Here is an 18,671-nt window from a genome sequence, read left to right as displayed (position 1 = left end):
AGGTTGACATGGATCCCCTCGTTCCTGCGCCGGAGGACGAGCAGAGTTGCTTGCTGTTCGCCGGTGAGGCGGGCGAGTCGTCCGGTCGCTATCGTCCCCGCGCCTACGAACTGAGCCTGCGCGGAAAGGACGTCGTCCAGCATCACCTCACCCACCTGCACGAGATCCACCACAAGGTGCTGAACGACGACACCGCGTGGGGAGCGCTGATTCATATTGCTGCTCGTCATGACGGTTGGGACGAGTTGCTCGGTGAGCTGATCGGCTGCTGCCGGATCGTGCACGAGGCGTTCGCGAGCTTCATGGCCGTGTCGCTCGCCGAACAGCGGCACGTGGACGTCGAGGCGGCGCTCGACGCCTACCCGGTGTACCGACCCCTGGTCAGGCGCATGCGCCGCCTCCTCGACCCGGTGCCTTCGGGGCACCGGCAGGATCTGGCAGCGACCGGGATCGCCCGGTTCTGCATGAGCCCGCCGGTGATCGATCTGGTGACCGATCGGTATCCCGAGAAGATCACGATGGCCGAGATCCCGTCGTCCTGGCTCCCCGATCAACGGTTCTCGATCGTCAGCGGTGTCCGGGAGCACAGCGTCAGGCAAGCCTGCGCCGCGGCCGAGGCCGAGTTCTCCCGGGTGCAAGGCAGACCGTTCGAGGACCTCGGTCTCGATGAGACCGACGACCGCCTGGACGCTGCCTGGGCACTTTGGGAGACCGCATTCGTGAACCACCTGGTGGCCGCCGAACCACGACTCCAGGCGCTCCCGTGCATCGAGGCCAATGCGCACCTGGCGGCCGCGGCACGGCTGATCGTCGCCGCGGCCGCGCAGGGGATCATTATCCCCCTGCCTCATGAACTCGACGAGGGCTCGCTCAGCGACGCGGAATCGGTTCAGCGCCTGCTCACCGCGACCGAGATCGTGCTGCGCCCGGCGCCATGGTCGGCAGCAATGGCCGAAGTCGGTCGTGATGTGGACGGTCGCGACGTTCTCGGCCTCTGTGCGGTAGGAGCGCGACCGTTCCTCGTCGTGCACGGCCGCACCGGCGCCCACCTCGCCGCCGCCTTCGGGTTCGGTGACCACACCCGGGCCGAGCTGCAGGCGACGTCCTCGCCGGTGTTCGCCGTCCGGCTCCTGGTCGACGACGGCACCGGTGGCGACCTCCTGCTTCACGCCACGTTGCCCTCCCCGGAGGCCTACCAGGACCTGCTCCGGCCCTGGCCGGCGGAACACGTTGCCGCCAACTGCATCACCGCGAGCTGCTACACCCAGGCGGGATGGCAACGGGCCTGGCTGCCGGCGATGTCCGCCAAGCCCACCGTCGTGCTGGTCGATGTGGGCCTGCTCGGCATGATCGGTGCAGGCAGGCTGCTCGGCGATCGCGGCACCGTGCACGGCGTGTACGTGGGGCTCGACGATCCGACGCTGAAAGCCCTGGCTTGGCACGTCGAGCATCACCCGCACGTGATGCTCGCGATCGGAGACGACCTCACCGTTCAGCTGGTGGCCGGACAGCTGGAGGACCTGCTGGGCGAGCGCATGGTCATGCGCGATTCCGACTGGTCCGAATGGGTTCCGACCCTCTCGGCGGTATGCGCCAACGTGGTGGGGACGGAGCACCTTCTGCGGTTCGACGGATCGGGTCGGCTCTGATGCGCGAGATCTCCGGGCTCTACCACCGCCGGGGGTGGCGGGTCGACGTGGGCGAAGACGCCGACGCCGATGAGGTGCTGGTGGCCTCGATCCACGAGGCGATGCACGACCGGCTGCAGATGACCACGATTTACGGCTGCACGATCGCCCTACTGCAGGAGCGGGCCGTGAGGGACGACAATCCCGATGGCCTGAACGAGACACTGGCAATGCAGCGGAACTGCACTCGCGTCCACGAGGAGTTCGCGACCTGGATGTCGACCGTTCCGGCGGGCTGGGGTAGTGAACAACTGCACGAAGCCTTCCCGCTATACGTCCGGCACCTGCGCCGAGCCCAGCTGCGCACGGTGGGCCTGGGTGACTACCTCGCGATGCACGCCTGCCAAGGCCTTGCCCGAGCCTGTATGCAACCGGCCGGACTCGCCGAACTGCTCGGCCAGATCGACGCGGCCACTCTGACGGTGGGAATGCTCGATCACTCCATGCGCCCGGACGTGCGGTTGGTGCGCCTGGAACGGGCCCTGCGCGCTCGCGGGTGGGGGGCTCTCGGCGATTGGACCGGTGACGCCGTCGACCTGAGCCCCGAACGTTTCGCCGAGGAGAACGACCCCGACTGGGCCGAACTCAGTCAGGTGGCTACGACTGGTGCCGGGGTCTGCTCGAGACCGCAGGATGCCCGACCCTGCCCTACGACGGGCACCTCCACGCCGTCCGCGCATTGCGCTCCGCGCTCGAGATCCGGGCGGCATCAGACGATCCGGCATCGTCGTTAGTCGCCTTGATGTCGGTCGAATCCGAAACTCTGGTCCTGGAGGACCCGCTTCCGGCCGTGGCCCTTCCGCCGGGAACGCCACCAGGTGCGCTGGCCGCCGGGGATGCGTCGCGTCGCCACCTCTTCCTGGCTATCCGACCCCGCCAGGCGCTGTTGGAGCAATATCGCCTGCGCGGCGCGCCCATCGGGGATGCCGCCCATCTGGCAGTGCTCCGGTGCCAGGGGGATGACGGTGTCGTCGAACTGCTCGACGTGACCGACCTCGACCTCGGGCAATTGGCCAACGCCGGCCCCGTGATCGTCAGCATCGCCATGTCCAGCTTGGCCGACGAGGCCGTGCAACGACACTGGCAACTGCTGCTGAGCCAGAACCAGGCCACGGTCTTCTGCGACCTGCGCCCGTCGGTGAACATCCGCGGCTGGCTCGGCGACCCAGATCTGCGAGTGAGGTACACGATCGTGGGCGTCGAGGGACGGGTTGGCACCGTCCGTCTCTTGGTGTTCCGGATCGAGGACGGCACCACGACCTCACGCCTCTACCTCACCCCCGTCAGCCGCCTCTAGCTCGGCGCTGCTGCTCTGGTTCGCCGAGGCACAGGACATCGCCGGGAGAGCCTGCCGCGACGACACGCTCGGTGATCTGCCGCTCGTGCGGTTCACGGCTGCGCATATCGTGCTCGAGGAACGCCTCTTCGCCTTCACCTCTGGGGACACCGAATGACAGACAGTATCGAACTCCGCGACCGTCTCGCGGTCATCGACTTTCCCGACGAGTTCGACCGAGACTGGCTGTTCGCCGAGGTGTTCACACCGTTGGGAATCGAAGCGGACCAGCACCTGGTCGACCTCTGCGAGGACATCCTGCTCGGCTACACGGCGCAGGCGCCCGGGGAACTGCATATGAGACCCGGCGGATGGCGGATCAACGTCGGCGCCTCGCTGGTGCGAACAACGGTCGCGGCGGCGATCGTGGGGGCCGGACTGATCGGTATCGGGGCAGATCAGGTGCCACTTCAGCTGCTGCCTGCGGTGCTGCCCCTACTGGTGGACATGGACCGAGTCAGGCTGAACCGCGGCGATCGCCAACTCTTCGTCCCGCTGCGGCAGGCTTCGGCGGGCATCGAAGGCGTCGCGGTGAACCCCCAGGTGCTCTACAACCGACTAGACCCCGCCGTCCGAGCACAGCTCAACTACGGTGACTTCACCGCGTTCCTGGACCGTCTGATCGAGGCGGGCGAGCTGGACAACGCCGGTGGCGACGACGTGCGACCGCGCCAACCAGGCAAGCCAGCCTGGCTTCGGATCACCTGGGAGTAGACGGCCACAACAGATCAGTCGAAGAAAAGTCAATGCGCTGACGGTCTCCCAGTTCTGCTGGACAGTAACCTACTGTGATTGTCTGGATACCTTGCGGTCATAGTGGGGCGAGGGCATTGATGGCGATCCCGGCACGATCACAGCGCTCCGTCTACCTCGCCTTGGAAACGGTTTCCTTCGATGACTGCCTCGACTTGTTGACAGATGACCTTTCAGGGGCGGATCCGCAGTTCGTCGAGATCTCGGGCTGTCGGGCAGTCGTCGTGCACCAAGGCATCCCGCTTCATCCCGCGCCGTGGTGCACCGAGCTGAATGCGATCAGTGGGTTGGATATCACCTACCAAGTGAGTTCGGCCGGTGCCGTCCTGATCGTCGAGGTTGAGGACAGCATCTTCGCCATCGGGTTTGGGGGCGGGTCGAGGTGGCTCGCCTCGGACCGGCTCGACGGTCGGTTCGGTTTGCGGTTCGCCATCCGAAGCCTCGACCCGGACGAACTCCAGGACGTCGTGAAACGCACCCCCGGTCTTGGGCGTACCGACATCACGCTGATCCCGGCAGGCGCCACTGTGTGGCAGCTGGGCGTGGACCGCATCGCCCAGATCGTTCGCAGGCTCGGCGGCAAGGCGACCTTCGCGGACCCGGACGGTCAAGAACGGACTGCGCGTGTCGAAGGCGGTAGCGCTTTGCGATTCGGTGTCGCCAACGTCGACGAGACGCTCATCGCAGAGCTGAGCGAGATCGTATCGACACTGCGCAACAAGCCTCCCGTTCCGCAACTCGAATTCGTCGAGCACATCGTGCCGATCACCGACGCGCAGACGCGCGCTGAACTCGATACCCAACTGGAGCTTCTTCTAGGAGCGGGGAGCGTGGATGCCGTCCGCGATCAGCTCGCCGTCGCCGCGCCCGAGCCGACGATCGACGTCCTTCCCCAGACCACGGCGTACGTCGTGAAGATCGGTGGTGCGCGGGCGCAGGAGTACTCCTCGCTGGAGTTGGGGCAAAGGCTTACGTCGACCAATGCCTTCAGGTGGCTCGAAGCCGTTGTGGGTGTGGCCGAGAGACGCTTCTTCCTGCTCGATGCGGCGTGGTACGAGATCGGTGCCCATTACCTCACCACTCTCGTGAGCGAGATCGAAGACTTGGTCGCCGATGGCCCCGATCTCGACCTGCCTGCGTGGCAGCAGGGGCAGGAGGAGCGCGGCTACAACGAACACGTCCAGTCGTGCCGACGAGGGTTCATCTGTCTGGATCGGCAAGGCGTGGTAACCCAGCTGCACCGACGCAACGGGGTCGAGATCTGCGATCTGCTCGGACCCGACGACGAACTGATCCATGTCAAGCGTGCAGCCTCCTCGGCGCCGCTCAGCCACCTGTTCAACCAAGGGCTCGTCTCGGCACAGAGCCTCACCTACGACAAGCAGGCGCGGGCCGGATTCGCCGCGAAGGTCCGGGAGCGTGGGGGCGGCAGGCAGGTGAACGAGGATTTCGTTCCGCGGACCGTCGTCTTCGCCATCCAACTCAAGGCCGGCGAGGCCGTTACGCCAAGAAGTCTCTTCCCGTTCGCCCAGGTGGCCCTGCGGCAGGCCGCCCGCGGTCTGCACGAGCTCGGAGCCACCGTGCATGTGGTGACGATTCCGCAGGCCGCAGCCTGACTACTCGAAATCTCTTGAGTGTTGTTTAGAATGCGCCACCGGCAGGCTCCACGTGGCCCGCGGGTCCTTCGTGGACTTGCCGTGCCAGTCGACCTCCCCCTTCGGCCCGCAGCGCGTCGAGGACGTTCTTGACCCAGGGTGGTGAGCGGTCGACCCGTTCCATGATCTCGCCTGTCCCGAGGGGGCGTCCTGCTCGGCGCAATGCAAAGAGCACGTCGGCGCTGCCATGGGGGAGCCGGGCCGCGCCCACTGGGCGAATCGCGTGGGACGAGGTCAGTGCCTGGTCAGTGCCAGGCGGACTCCCGTACGTCTTGCGGCTATTGGTTGGTGACTGGGAGTGCGAGGGAGTGGTCCGAACGGTGACCGCGCGAGGCTAGGGTCGGGGGATCGAATCACGAGGGGGTGAGCACTGTGCTGCCGTCGCTGGTCGCTGAAGAACTGCGGCGCACCCTGACGGACTTCCTCGGCACCACCTTCGCCCTGACGGATGACGACGTCCGCGCGGATCTCGAACGGTTCCTCCTCGACCCCGACGATGGCATCTTCCGCGGGCCGTTCGTGCGGGCTCGGCTGCCGTTCCGGCCCGCTGCCGACGGATGGCGCGACGCGCTGGACTGGGTTCCGGCCGGATTCCATCCGCATGCCCACCAGACTCGTGCCTGGGCACGGCTGAGCAGCAAGGGCCACGCACCCGCACCGGTCGTGGTCACCACCGGCACGGGATCGGGCAAGACCGAGTCGTTCCTCGTCCCGATCCTCGATCACTGCCGTCGTGCCCGGGCCGCGGGCGAGGGTGGGATCAAGGCGTTGATCCTCTACCCGATGAACGCGCTGGCCAACGACCAGGCCCGTCGGATCGCCGAACTCCTCGAGACCGAACCCGACCTGATCGGGCTCCGTGCGGGCCTGTTCACCGGTGACGGGGGCACAGCCCGGATCGTCGGCGACGGCCGGCTCATCGACGACCGGGACGAACTGCGCGCGCATCCGCCGGATATCTTGCTCACCAACTACAAGATGCTCGACTTCCTCCTGCTCCGCCCCGAAGACCGCTCGCTGTGGACGGGCGCCCCGGACAGCCTGCGCTATCTGGTCCTGGACGAGTTCCACACCTACGACGGTGCCCAGGGCACCGACGTGGCCATGCTGCTGCGGCGCCTCGCCGCTGTCCTCGATCTGCCGCGACCCGGGCGGCTGCTCGGCGACGTCGTCCCCGTCGCCACCTCGGCCACCCTCGGCGACGCCACCGGCGCCGGCGGACTGCTCACCTTCGCGGGTCAGGTCTTCGGCACCGAACTGACGCCGGACGCGCTGATCGGTGAGGACCGTCTGACCGCCGACGAGTGGCGGGCCGGTGCGGTCGAGGTGGCGACGCGACTGCCGAGCGCCGCCCTGTGCCGCCTGGTCGACGAGGCCCTGGGCGCCGGGGCACCCGAGGGCCACCTGGCGGTCGCGGTCCCCACCTGGGCGCTGCTCACCGGCACCACGGCGGACTGGTTCCCGTGCCGAGATGACCTCACCCGGAAGGGGGCGGCCCCCCAGCTGCCCCAGCCCACCGAGCTCGGCGCGAGACTGCGAGTCCATCCCCTCCTCGATGCCCTGCTCGCCCAGGCTCGAACCCCGATCTCCCTGGCCGACCTCGTGGCCCGGCTGCTGCCTGCCTGGACGCCGCAGGAGCAGCGCATCACCGGGCGGCGCCTGATTAGCGGGCTGCTCGCCCTGGTCGCCCTCGCCGAAGACCCGGAGCGCCCCGGTCGCCCCTTGCTCAGCACCGAGGTCCAGGTGTGGATCCGCGAGGTGCGCCGGTTGCTGCGGCGGGTGGGTGACAACGACCCGGACCACGCCGCCTTCCGTTGGGAGAGTGATCGTTTCGGCCAGGCACTCGACGTCCATCTCCCCGCGGTCTACTGCCGGTTCTGCGGTCGTTCCGGCTGGGCCGCCGCCTACCCACCCGCAGGTCAGACCCTCATCGTGGACCCGGTCACCATCTATCGGGAGCAGGTCCGAAACCCGGGGAAGGTCGCAGCCTTGGTGCACGCGCCCGGTGAGGCGGGGTCGACGCTCGATCGAGGTGGCCTCGCTCCCGGCCTGGTGCATTGGTTCCACCCGTTGTCGGGGCTGCTCACCGATACCCCGGCCGAGGACGACGAGAACGCCGTCCCAGTGCTGGCTCCCGGCGACGACGAGGCCACTCGTCGCGACCGCTGCCCGGCGTGTGGCCGTGACGACGGCATCCGGTTCCTCGGCTCCCGGGTGGCCACGTTGACCTCGGTGCTCCTCGGCCACGTCTTCGGCAGCGACAACGTCGAACCCGAGGCGAAACGGACCCTCGTCTTCACCGACAGCGTGCAGGACGCCGCCCATCGGGCGGCCTTCATCGAGTCACGGGCGTACGCGCTCAACCAGCGCGCCCTGATCACCGCTGCGCTCGGGGACGACGAGGTCACTCTGGATCAGCTCGGTCAGCGGATCGTGTCCCACCTGGACGGGCGCCCCGCCACGGATCGATACGCCGCCATCCCGCCCGATCTGACCGATCACGACGCGTTCACGCCGTACTGGACGCGGCCCAGGGGACCCGACGCCAAGACCCGCACTCGCGTGGCGCAGCGCCTGCAGTTCGGCGCCCACCTGGAACTCGGCCTCAATTCCCGGACCGGCCGCTCGCTCGAACTCACCGGCGCCGTCCGCGTCGAGGTCGTCGTCGACAACGTCCGACGGCTGCTGCGCGACCTGTCGAGCGCCATCGCCGAACTGCCGCAACAGATCTCGACAGACGATGCCCGACCGCCCCTGCGGCCATGGGTCTGGGGACCCCTGGCTCGGATGCGCACCCAGGGCCCTGTTGACCACAGCTGGTTCGACACGTATCTCTACGAGGACGGCAATCGATGGAGCATCTGGGGCGGGCGTAACCGGGCCACCGGGATGCCCGCGTTCCCCGGGGGCCGCGACCCCCGGCCCGCACCGGCCTACCCGGTCAGCGCTGCGCCAGCGCCAGAACCCTTCCATGTGATCACCAGCCCCAGAGGCTGGTACGCGCGGTGGACCAGCCGCTGCCTGGGTGTGCCCGCCGCGCACGCTCCAGCCCTGCTGACCGTACTGTTCGAGGTCCTCACCGCCCACGGCGTCCTGACTCGGCGGGCCACGCGCAGCGGTGCCACCGCCTGGCTCATCCCCGCCCATCGCGTCGCCGTGTGGGCCACCGGACCGCACCCGGGCGCCACCGAACGTACCCTCGTCTGCGGCACCTGTTCCCAGCTGTTCCCCGGTGCCGCCGAGCACGTCGAGGCCCTCCTCGGCGGACCATGCCTGCGCGACACGTGTCCGGGGGTGCTGGAGCTGCGCGCCGTCCGTTCTGACTACTACCGGACTTTGTATCTGGGCGGTGACGTCCGACGGATCGTCGCCGCCGAGCACACCGGCCTGCTGGACGGCGAGGACCGCGCCGCTATCGAGGCGGCCTTCAAGCGGCCCACCGAGCCCGACGCGCCCAACGTGCTGGCCTGCACTCCCACCCTCGAACTGGGCATCGACATCGGCGACCTGTCGCTGGTCACCCTGACCTCGCTGCCCCGCTCCACCGCCGCATACCTGCAGCGGGTAGGTCGAGCCGGCCGGCACACAGGTAGCGCCCTGATCGTCTGCGTCCTGCCCTCGCGCGCCCTGGAACTGCACCACCTGACGGACCCGCTGACGATGATCGCCGGAAGGGTCCGACCCCCCGCCTGTCATCTGGACGCAGTCGAGATCCTGCACCGGCAGTTCCTCGCCCACCGCATCGACCAGTGGGCAGGCACCGCCCCCCGCGGCGGCCGGCGGCGGATCCGCGACTACCTCCAGCACGGCGTCGAACCGGGCTCGTGGTTCGGCGACCTGCTCGCGCCCCTGCGCCACGACACGGCGGCGCACGTCGATCGGTTCCTCGATCTGTTCGGCGCGGAGGTCAGCCCAGCCACCCGCGGCGACCTGATCGCCTACGCCGCCCCCGGCCCGGACGGCGCGCCGTCCCCGCTCGAGCGGCAGGTTGCCGCTGCCGCCGAGCAGTGGCAGTCGACCGTTGCCGAGCTGCGCCGACGGCGCAGCGCCCTGCAGTCCGAGCTAGCTCGGCTTGAGGCCTTCGGCGAGGCGGCCGACGACACGGTGAAGATTGATCTGCGGCGCGTCCGTGGCGAGCTCCGGCGCGTCGGCACCGCCTGGACCACAGCCGTCAACGAGTACTGGTTGACCGGCCTGGAGGCCGCTGGGCTGCTGCCCAACTACGCCCTTCTCGACGACCGCACCGTGCTCGACGTGACTCTGTGGTGGACGGACGAGGAATCCGGACAGCACGACCACACCCAGACCAGCTATGCGCGCGGCAGTCGCACCGCCATCGGGGAACTTGCCCCGGGTGCCGTCTTCTACGTGCGGGGATCGGCCGTGCGCATCGACGGGGTCGAAGTGGGCTCGGGAACCGACGCTACCGTCGCCGCGTTGCGCACCTGCCCCACGTGCGGGTGGTCTGACGCAGACCGTGGACCGGTGTCCTGCCCGCGATGTGGCAACGCCCGGACCGCGGACGGCGGTCAGGTGCTCCGGACAGTGCCGTTCCGCGGAGCGACCGCGTTCTTGGCCCGGGAAGGCGCCCGAGCTTCCGACGCCCGAGACGACCGTGAACGCACCATGTTCCGCATCGTCACTGCCGTTGACGTCGACCCGGCCCAGGTCACCCGGGCCTGGCGGCTCGCCGACTATCCGTTCGGGGTCGAGTTCAGCCGGCGCGCCGTCGTCCGCTGGTTCAACCTAGGCCCGGAGCAGGCCGGGGGTGCCTCCCGTGACCTGGCCGGGTGGACCGGCCAGGCGGCGCTGTTCCACGTCTGCCGAAACTGCGGGGTTGTGCCCGCTGCGCAACTTGGGCCGAACGGTCGCGCGGCCACCCCCCAGGATGTGCGGCACCGCGGGTGGTGCGTACAGCGGCATAGCGCCACCGGATTCGACCCCGCAGGGTGGGACAGCGTCGCGCTCACGCACGAGCTGCAGACCCAGGTGCTGCGCCTGCTGGTCCCGCCGGTCCTGACCATGGACGACACGCTGCTGGTCTCGTTCCGGGCAGCCTTGATGATCGGCCTCCGGGCGCTCTTCGGTGGTGACCCGGACCATCTCGATATCGCAGTCACGAGTGCAGCCGGAGCCACCGGGGCCCGCTGGGTGATGACCCTGCACGACCTCGTCCCGGGGGGCACCGGGTATCTGGCCCAGATCGCCGACCCCGAGCACGTGCGCCGGATGCTCACCGCCGCCCGCGACGAATTGGCAGCCTGCCCCTGCCAGGGCGAGGGTCTGCTGGCCTGCCACCGCTGCCTGCTCGCCCATGTCCGTTCCTCCGACGCCGAGCACGCCCGCCGCGACCGTGCAGTCGAGACCCTTGAGGCCATCCTCGGCGCCTGGCAACCGCAGGAGGTGTCCGGCCTGACGGAGATCGCGGTCGGCCCGCACGAATCGCCGCTGGAGCAGCGGTTCCGACAGGCCCTGCGGTCCTGGCTGGACTCCCGCGGCGTCAGCGTGGCCGAGACCCCGACGCCGAGAGGCGACCGGTGGGACTTCCGGCTGGCCGTGGACGCGGCGTCCATGACCTGGACGATGCGGCCCCAGGTCGAGCTGGGCTACTGCGTTCCGGACTTCGTGTTGTCGACCCCCGGGCAGCGGCGCCAGATCGCCGTGTTCTGCGATGGGCTCGCCTTCCACAACCACCCCGCCTGCAACCAGGTCGCCGCCGACTCGGTCAAGCGCGCCCGCCTCACCGAGGACGGCTACCTGGTCTGGGCCATCACCCACGATGACATCGACGCCTTTCTTGCCGCCCAAGCCGATTGGGATCAGGTGGTCTCCGTCCGTTCACCGCGGCCCGGCGCCCAGCGATGGGCCTCCGAACAGCGACGTGCGATGTTCCAGCAGGTGGCTCGTCAACTCGCCGCTGCGCAACCCGGCGGGGGAGCCGTTGCGCCGACGGCATTGACCGGTGACGCGGTGACCGTGTTGGCGCGTGTCCTCCAGGTCCCCGATCCGGCCCGGTGGCGGGTCGCGTCGGTGGCGGCCGCAATCGCTTTGACCGATGGCAGGTTCGGTCCCGAGGTCACCGTCGACGGGGCGCTTGCCGCAGCGCTCGAGGTGGCCGGTGGACCGCAGGTCGCGGCTGCCGGGTCGACCGTGGTTCATCCTGGCCGTCCGGCTCGGGTGACAGTTTCGGCCCACGGCGCGGGCATCGTCGTGCTGCGTCGGCCGGGAAGCATGCCCGCCGTCGATGTCGTCCTGGCCGTCGACGACCGCGCCGACGTTGTCGGGTCCCCGGCGCAGATCGATGCCTGGCGGGACTGGCTCGCACTCGGAAACGTGCTCCGCCTGGCCGGTGAGGAGCACCTCTCGCTGCGAGCCGTCTCGGTGACCGCCGGCCTGGACGAGCTGAGCCCGGACGCTACAGGCTCTGGTCCCGTTGCGGCAGAAGACGTTCCGTCCGCGCCGGGACCGGTCGAGGCCTACCTCCTCGGCCTGCTCGGGGAGGTCGACGAGGCCTGTCGGGACCTTGTACGCGACTTGACCGAACCTGCTGCGGCGAGCGCGATCCCGGGCTTCGAGACCGACGATGGCTATCCGCTGCAGATCGGTTGGCCGGACCACCGGGTGGCTGTCGTGCTGTCGACCGATACCGCCGGACGACACTGGCTCGACGAGCAGGGGTGGACCGCAGTGGTGGCGGGAGACCCCGGTGCTTTGGAGGCGCTGGCGGCCGCTGGGCTCGTCGTGGCAGGGAGGGAGTAGGCCATGCATGTGGTGTTCCATGACGAGTTCACCAAGAGCCTCGGCCGGCTGGACACGGCGATCAAGGCCAAGGTGCTGGACACGGTCCAGAAGCTGCAGCGCGACCCCGACGGAGGAGGACTGGATCTCAAGCTGCCCAAGGGTGCCGCAGACCGGCGGGTGCGTACTGCCAGGGTTGATCTGAACTTCCGCGCCGTCCTGGCCCAGTTCGGTCAGGGCGCCAGCGCACACCTGGTCTTGCTGAACGTGCTGCCCCACGACGACGCCTACACGTTCGCCTCTGGGGCGCGGCTGGATGTCAACCCGGCCAGCGGCGCCTTGGAGCTCTCCACCGCGACCCCGACCCCGGGGTCGGCCACCGAAGCTGTCATGCCACCTTTGCGACCGGGAAGGGTGGGACGGCCCCAGCTGCTGCCGTTCACCGTCGCCGAGCTGACCGGGTTGGGTATCAGCGAGACCGTCGCCACGAGGGCCATCACGATTACCGACGAGGACGACCTGCTTCGCCTGACGGACGGCTTGCCGACCTGGCAGGAGAACGTGCTCCTCGACCTGACATCAGGGCGCAGCTTGGAGGAAGTCAGAGGCCTCTACGTCATCGCCACAGTGTCACCGGTCGAGCATCAGGACGACGGAAACACTCGTGCAGGCCCTGCACCGGCCAAGCTCGCGGATGTCCTTCGGTGTGGTCACGGATGACGAGGATCTTGCCAGGGTCATCACCGGCGATTTCGCCGCCTGGCGGGTGTTCCTGCATCCGACCCAGCGGGCAGTAGCAGAACGGCCGATCTACCGAGGCCCGTTCCGGGTGAGCGGAGGCGCCGGTACCGGCAAGACCGTTGTGGCCCTGCACAGGACGGCCTACCTGATGCGGACAAGCCCAGCAGCCCGGGTCCTGTTGTGCACGTTCAACCGGCCGATGTCGGCGCGCTTGGAGACCGATCTGGCCAGCCTGCTGTCCGGTGAGCACATGCAACGGGTGGACGTCCTGGGCGTCGACCAGTTCGCCCACAAGGTGCTCAGCCGTGCGGGGCGACGGCCGACCTCCATCTTGGGTGACCGCGAGGAGCTCGCCCTGTGGGAAGAGGCCCTGCCCGTAGTCACTGACGTCCGCAACCCCCGGATCACAGCGGCGTTCCTCAAGGATGAGTACCGCTACGTCGTCCTCGCCCACGGGGTTGGCTCCGAGGAGACCTACCTCGCCGTCCCGCGCCGCGGACGCGGGCTGCGCCTCGATCGCGCCCAGCGGCGTCAGGTGTGGCAGATGATCCAGGAGTTCTCCTCGCTGCGCCGCCAGAGCGGCAGGACGACCTACGCGCAGATCGCCGCCGATGCGGCCGAGGTGATGGCTGATCCTGGGGCGCTACCCGAGTGTCGCTACGACCACGTTGTGTTGGATGAGGGCCAAGACCTCCACCCGGCGCACTGGCGACTGCTCCGCGCGGCGGTGGAACCCGGCCCCAACGACATCTTCCTGTGCGAGGACGGCCATCAGCGCCTCTACGGGCAGAAGGTCGTGCTGTCACATCTCGGTATCGAGACCCGTGGCCGGTCGCGGCGGCTCACCCCTGAACTACCGCACCACGCGACAGATCCTGGCTGCCTCGCTCGCGGTGCTGCAGGACGTCCCGATCGAGGATCTGGACGGCGAGAGCGAGAGCACCAGCGGGTATCGAAGCGCTCTGAGCGGTCAGGAGCCCAAACTGCGTGGGTATCCAGATCGTGAGGCAGAGCTCGAAGCTGGCGTGGACGTCGTGCGCCGATGGCTGGAATCCGACGGCTCCCCACAACCAGGCACCATCGCGGTGCTCACCCGGCGCAAGCGAGACGCCGAGTTCGCCGCCCGGTCGTTGAACGCAGCCGGAGTCCCGGCGTCCGTCGGTGGGGCCGGACAGCGGGGCGATCGGCGACCCGTCCATGTGCTGACCATGCACAGCGCCAAGGGCGCTGAGTTCCGGCACGTCCTCTTGTTGCACGCGGACGACGACACGGTTCCAGAACGGGCAGCGGTGGATACCGCTGATGCCGACGAGCGAGATGACGTTCTGCTGCGCGAACGCCTCCTGCTCTACGTGGCATGTAGCCGGGCGCGTGATGATCTCGTGGTGACCTGGTCCGGGCGCCCGTCTCGGTTCCTGGCTGGGCTGGCGGCGGGTCGCGAGGTCTAGCGCTCCGGGCGCGTCTGCCCCAAGGCCGCCAGGAGTTCATCGACGCGCTCGGCATCGTCGACGAAACCGATGGGCGAGCGCAGGTCGTGCTCCTCGTCGTCCGTGGTGACGACGTAGGCCACCGTTGACCGGACCGCTTCCTGCTGATCGACGGTTAACTCGTGCCACCTTGCCAGGATTCCGATCATGACCTCGATGATCCGTTCGCCCTCGTTGAGGTCGAGGAATGGATTGTCACGAGCCGCCTCCCGCACGCACGCCCGGTAGTCATGCAGCTGCTGCAATAGCACATGCCTCATGACGAGCGCCCCATCCGGTCGAGTCATGGCGGTCCGCCCCTCAGCTCGCCTTGAACAAGGTGTCAGCGTGCCACTCCAAGAACTCCCGAGCAGGCTGGTTCACCCGACGCTTGGGCAACGTAATTGCGCGCCGGACGCTTCGCGGGCGTAGAACTCCCCGATACCAGTCCCCGTCGGTTACCCCCACGTACGCGCGCACGATCGCATCGTGCCACGCGCGGTCGAGTACCCGGCTACATCGCGACTGTGAGCCGTCGCCGAGACCGGTGTGCTGGCGCGGACATCAGGCGGGCCATGGCCAGGGCGGCGGTGGTGTCGACGGTGCTGCTGGCGCTGATATACCGCTGCGTGGTGATCAGCGACTGGTGACCGAGCCGCTCCCGCAGGATCTCGATGCTGACTCCGTCCCTGGCGAGCCACGTGGCGTGTGTATGCCTCAAGTCGTGAAATGTCGCTCGTCCGACGATCCCGGCCGAGGCGACGGCTGGTGCCCAGGCCTTGCGGCGGAAGTAGTCCCGAGGGCAGTGGTCGGTCACATTGCGGCCCTTGCGGTTTGGCCGGCGTTTCTTGAGGTCGAGGCCTTCGGCTCGTCGCTTGGCCCGGTACTCGGCGACTGCTCGGCGGCACCAGGGACAGCGGCATCGTCCGGGCCCGTAGCCGGACATGGTGGCGTGGGCGTAGGTCCGCCCGAGCCTGTCCGGCGCCGTCCGACCGAGGTCGACCGGAACCGGTTCCAGTGCAACGGCATCGGTGTGGGGTAGTGGGTCGAGTTCAGGTTGGAGGCGGGACAGCGGGAACAGCAGATCGTCCGGTCCGATGGCGTGCTCGTCGATGAAGTCCAGTAGTTTGGTGGAGGTGAGCGGGTCGAGTCCGACGCGGCGGTCGCGGCCACCCTTGGTGGTGTCCTCGACGACGAACCGGCCGCCGTCGGCGTGCTTGGCGCCGACATCGCTGACCGACCGACACACGGACAGGTAGACCAGCTCGACGTCCTCCGGCACCTCGTCCCCGTAGTGGTCGGGGTCGATCAGCACGACGTCCCGGCCGCGCAGTTCGCTGACCTCACCCCACCGTAGGCCGGTGTGCACGGTGAGCCAGACCAGCATCGTCGACACCGGCCCCGGCAAGCCCGCCAGCAGCCGGTCGACGTCCCCGCGTTCGAAGGCCCGGATCCGGGGCGGCTTCTCCCGCGGCGCCCTGACCCCGACGCAGGGGTGGACGGCGAGGTAGCGCCAGGTCACCGCGGTGGTGAGGATCCCCGACAGCTGCCCCTTCAGGGTGCGGATGCTGCTGGGCTGGTAGCCGCGCCGGCCGAGGTCGGCGATCCACCGAGCCACCGTCTCCGGGGTGATCTCCTGCAGGCGCAAGTGCCCGAACGTGGGCAGCAGGTGCACCCGCAGGGCGTCCTCGTAGCCGCGGGCGGTGTTGGCCCGGTCGGCCACGAACAGCTCCAACCACAACAGCGCGAAGTCCCGGAACTGGGTCCGCGGCTTGCGGGGGTCGACGTGCACGCCGCGGCGCAGCGCCTCGGCCTGCTCGATCCAGGCAGCCTCGGCCGCCTCGTAGGTGTCGTACGTGCCGGCGGACAGGTAGTCCTCGTCCGGTCCTGGCAGGTACAGCGCGGTGTACGCGATCCGGCCGGCGTAGTCCCGCCGGGTCTTGACCTTGCCTGGCTTGCGTCGTCGTCCGCCCATGACGGAGCGCCTCCTCGATGCGGAGCCGCCTCGGCACGCCCTACCCGCCATGATCACCCGTCCCGGATCCGTCCCGTGAACGGTCCCGACACGGCACTCCACGAGGCTCCACCAGAGACCACAAACCGGCTTTGACCTGCGTGTTTGACTTTGAGGGTACCCCGCTGCTGGCTCGATCTGCGCGTTTCGCATCGAGGGGGTCAGGGGTTCGAGTCCCCTCAGCTCCACCCAATGCAGGACCTGAACTACCAGGTCAGAAGCCCTTTCCGGGAGATCCGGGAAGGGCTTCTCATTGATCCGTCCTGGATCCCTGCGAAGGCCTGCCCGAGTCTCGTTGGGGAGCGGCGTCGTCCGGTGGCGCTCGAGCGGTCTCGCTGTATCTGACGCACGGCATCGGGACTCCTGTCAGGGGAGGTCCGGACCGAGCCAGCCGGGGAGCGCCATGGCCCGTGTGTTCATCTCGTACCGGCGTGAGGACACGCCAGTGGTTGCCGCTCGCCTGGCGACTCGGCTGAAGGACGACCTCCGACTGGACAACGTCTTCCTCGACCGGATGGACATCTTGGCCGGCTGGCCGTGGCGCGCCGTCCTGGCTCGCCGGCTGCGCTCCAGCGACGCCGTGCTCGTGCTGGTCGGTGACCGCTGGGGCGGCGGCCCGGACGGGGGACGGATCCTCGCGCCCAACGACATGGTGCGGTGGGAGCTGCGCCGGGCGATGGAGCTGGGGTGCGAGCTGGTACCGACCATGGTGGACGGCGCGCGCCTGCCGACGCGTCTGCCGCCTGAGCTGGGGACGCTGCCCTCGCTGAACTTCATCGAGCTCAACCCCGCCGACTCCGAGCTCGGCTACCTGGAGCTGCTCGGCGACCTGTTCTACAAGGCGGTGCGCCGTGACGGTGACGTGGTCGTCGTCTACGACGATCACGACGTGGCCGAGGTGCACGTGCGGAAGTTGGCCGGGCTGCTGATCACCGGCGAACTCGGCTCGGAGGGCCGGGACGTGGTGCGGGTGGCGACCCGCGGGTTCGCCGCCGTCGCCTTGGCCGAAGCGGCCGAGCGATGGCCCGAGGTGATCGTGTTGACCGGCGAGCAGGGCATCACGCCCCGGCTTGCAGCGCAGATCAGCGGGCTTCGACGCAATGCCGTGCGGGTCGCCGCCGCTGCCGCCCTGGGGTACTACGCGGGCCGGATCCACGATGACGGCGACGCCAACGGGTCTGGTGATGCCCCGGAAGCCGACCCATCGACCCATCGTGTCGGAGCATCGCGACCGGGGACGGGCCGCAGCGGCTCACCCGGCTGGTGGCGCCGCGCCGTGCAGGCGTTCGCCGCGATCGGCGCCGTGGCGCTGATCGTGACGGTGAGCCAGCTGGTGTTCGGGAACGACACGGACGAAGGTGGGTCGGGCGGTGAGGCGACAACGTCGACGGCTTCGGCATCGGGGCTGTCCGGAGGTTCGGAGCTGACCGTCCGGTTCGCCCAGTCCACCCTGGCCAAGACCTGGGGAGACCCGCCGTTTCGGGTGAGGGCGACCGCCAACCAGCAGGCTCAGATCACCTACGACGCGACCGGGCCGTGCCGGGTCGAGGACGGCCAGGTGAGCCTCGACGGGGCGGGCGCTTGCCGCGTGACGGCGACCGCGGCGTCCACCAACGGCCAGCAGGCGAGCGCGAGGCTTGACATCGCGATCGCCAAGGCGAGGCCGAAGATCTCTGCGGGGGACGTGTCGGTCATGTACTCGCGTGAGTTCGCCCACCAGCTGACGGCCTCGGTCGAGCCCGACATCCCGGTCGGCTACCGGCTCGACCCCGACTACACGCCCAGCCAAGGGTTCCGCTGCCAGATAGAGAACACCGTCCTCACGCTGTCCGCAGGGGTCAACGCCGGCGCTGCCGGCGCATCCCCTGCTCCCGGTGACCTGCCCGATCGAGGTGGCCGCACTGGAGTCGCCGAACATCGAGCCCGGACAGCCCATCAGGTTCGACGTCACGGTGACCGCCCCTACGCTGCACCTGGTGGCCGACCCGACGAGCGCTGACGTCACGGGAGACAACGAGGTGGCGGTCACGCTCACGGAGTCAACAGGCTTCGGCCTGGCGCCGACCGCCGCGTCGAACAAGGCGTCGAACGCACGATGTACTCCTGGCACGATCACCAGGATCTCGCCCACGCAGTTCACCTCGACCGTTGCCACCCGTGGGGGTGACTACACCTGCACGATCACCTGGCGGATGAAGTCCTGGCTGGGTGGGCCCGCGGCAACGACCACCACGACGATCACTGTCAGGCCGCCCGTCGTCCGATAGGGCGCCGCAATCG

At 68.9% G+C, this 18,671-nt stretch carries 11 protein-coding genes; 9 read left to right on the top strand and 2 right to left on the bottom strand.

What is annotated here, in order from left to right:
- Positions 1-8 precede the first annotated feature (8 nt).
- The 8 genes from IPK24_22110 to IPK24_22075 all read left to right on the top strand — a co-directional run bounded on the left by IPK24_22110 (position 9) and on the right by IPK24_22075 (position 14,359).
- Entirely contained in the window at positions 9-1,649 is a 1,641-nt protein-coding gene (locus IPK24_22110; GenBank protein MBK8078172.1) for a hypothetical protein, read from the top strand.
- Entirely contained in the window at positions 1,649-2,422 is a 774-nt protein-coding gene (locus IPK24_22105) for a hypothetical protein (GenBank protein ID MBK8078171.1), read from the top strand. Before IPK24_22110 ends, IPK24_22105 begins: the two co-directional genes overlap by 1 nt.
- Positions 2,423-2,478: 56 nt before the next feature.
- The gene (locus IPK24_22100) at positions 2,479-2,985 is read left to right on the top strand and encodes a hypothetical protein (protein ID MBK8078170.1); all 507 of its coding nucleotides are present in this window, start codon (positions 2,479-2,481) and stop codon (positions 2,983-2,985) included.
- Between the two features lie 153 nt (positions 2,986-3,138).
- The gene (locus IPK24_22095; protein MBK8078169.1) at positions 3,139-3,738 is read left to right on the top strand and encodes a hypothetical protein; all 600 of its coding nucleotides are present in this window, start codon (positions 3,139-3,141) and stop codon (positions 3,736-3,738) included.
- Positions 3,739-3,857: 119 nt separating this feature from the next.
- A complete protein-coding gene (locus IPK24_22090; protein ID MBK8078168.1) occupies positions 3,858-5,393 on the top strand; it encodes a TIGR04141 family sporadically distributed protein in 1,536 nt (511 codons plus the stop codon).
- Between the two features lie 402 nt (positions 5,394-5,795).
- Positions 5,796-12,191, top strand: coding sequence for a DEAD/DEAH box helicase (locus IPK24_22085; protein MBK8078167.1), 6,396 nt, complete (start codon positions 5,796-5,798; stop codon positions 12,189-12,191).
- A 3-nt stretch (positions 12,192-12,194) separates the two neighbouring features.
- On the top strand, positions 12,195-12,890 hold the full coding sequence (locus tag IPK24_22080) for a hypothetical protein (GenBank protein MBK8078166.1): 696 nt from the start codon (positions 12,195-12,197) through the stop codon (positions 12,888-12,890).
- Positions 12,891-13,735: 845 nt separating this feature from the next.
- On the top strand, positions 13,736-14,359 hold the full coding sequence (locus tag IPK24_22075) for an ATP-dependent helicase (protein ID MBK8078165.1): 624 nt from the start codon (positions 13,736-13,738) through the stop codon (positions 14,357-14,359).
- Here IPK24_22075 and IPK24_22070 read toward each other — a convergent pair.
- Positions 14,356-14,685 (bottom strand): hypothetical protein, encoded by a 330-nt coding sequence (locus tag IPK24_22070; GenBank protein MBK8078164.1) that lies wholly within the window; start codon positions 14,683-14,685, stop codon positions 14,356-14,358. The genes IPK24_22075 and IPK24_22070 overlap by 4 nt on opposite strands.
- A 206-nt stretch (positions 14,686-14,891) precedes the next feature.
- The gene (locus IPK24_22065; GenBank protein MBK8078163.1) at positions 14,892-16,352 is read right to left on the bottom strand and encodes a tyrosine-type recombinase/integrase; all 1,461 of its coding nucleotides are present in this window, start codon (positions 16,350-16,352) and stop codon (positions 14,892-14,894) included.
- A gap of 442 nt (positions 16,353-16,794) precedes the next feature.
- On the opposite strand from IPK24_22065, the gene IPK24_22060 reads away from it, so the two are divergent.
- A complete protein-coding gene (locus IPK24_22060) occupies positions 16,795-18,390 on the top strand; it encodes a toll/interleukin-1 receptor domain-containing protein (GenBank protein MBK8078162.1) in 1,596 nt (531 codons plus the stop codon).
- Positions 18,391-18,671: the final 281 nt, after the last annotated feature.

The sequence above is a fragment of the Kineosporiaceae bacterium genome (assembly GCA_016713225.1).
Classification (GTDB): Bacteria; Actinomycetota; Actinomycetes; order Actinomycetales; family Kineosporiaceae; genus JADJPO01.
The sequence above is the reverse complement of the archived record's forward strand: the minus strand, read 5'-3'. Positions and strand labels throughout refer to the sequence as shown.

Bases quoted from the DNA above. Each gene is read 5' to 3' on its own strand.
- IPK24_22080 (MBK8078166.1), top strand. From the start codon at position 12,195: ATGCATGTGGTGTTCCATGACGAGTTCACCAAGAGCCTCGGCCGGCTG.
- IPK24_22090 (MBK8078168.1), top strand. From the start codon at position 3,858: ATGGCGATCCCGGCACGATCACAGCGCTCCGTCTACCTCGCCTTGGAA.
- IPK24_22065 (MBK8078163.1), bottom strand. From the start codon at position 16,352: ATGGGCGGACGACGACGCAAGCCAGGCAAGGTCAAGACCCGGCGGGAC.
- IPK24_22105 (MBK8078171.1), top strand. From the start codon at position 1,649: ATGCGCGAGATCTCCGGGCTCTACCACCGCCGGGGGTGGCGGGTCGAC.
- IPK24_22070 (MBK8078164.1), bottom strand. From the start codon at position 14,685: ATGACTCGACCGGATGGGGCGCTCGTCATGAGGCATGTGCTATTGCAG.
- IPK24_22110 (MBK8078172.1), top strand. From the start codon at position 9: ATGGATCCCCTCGTTCCTGCGCCGGAGGACGAGCAGAGTTGCTTGCTG.
- IPK24_22095 (MBK8078169.1), top strand. From the start codon at position 3,139: ATGACAGACAGTATCGAACTCCGCGACCGTCTCGCGGTCATCGACTTT.
- IPK24_22060 (MBK8078162.1), top strand. From the start codon at position 16,795: ATGGCCCGTGTGTTCATCTCGTACCGGCGTGAGGACACGCCAGTGGTT.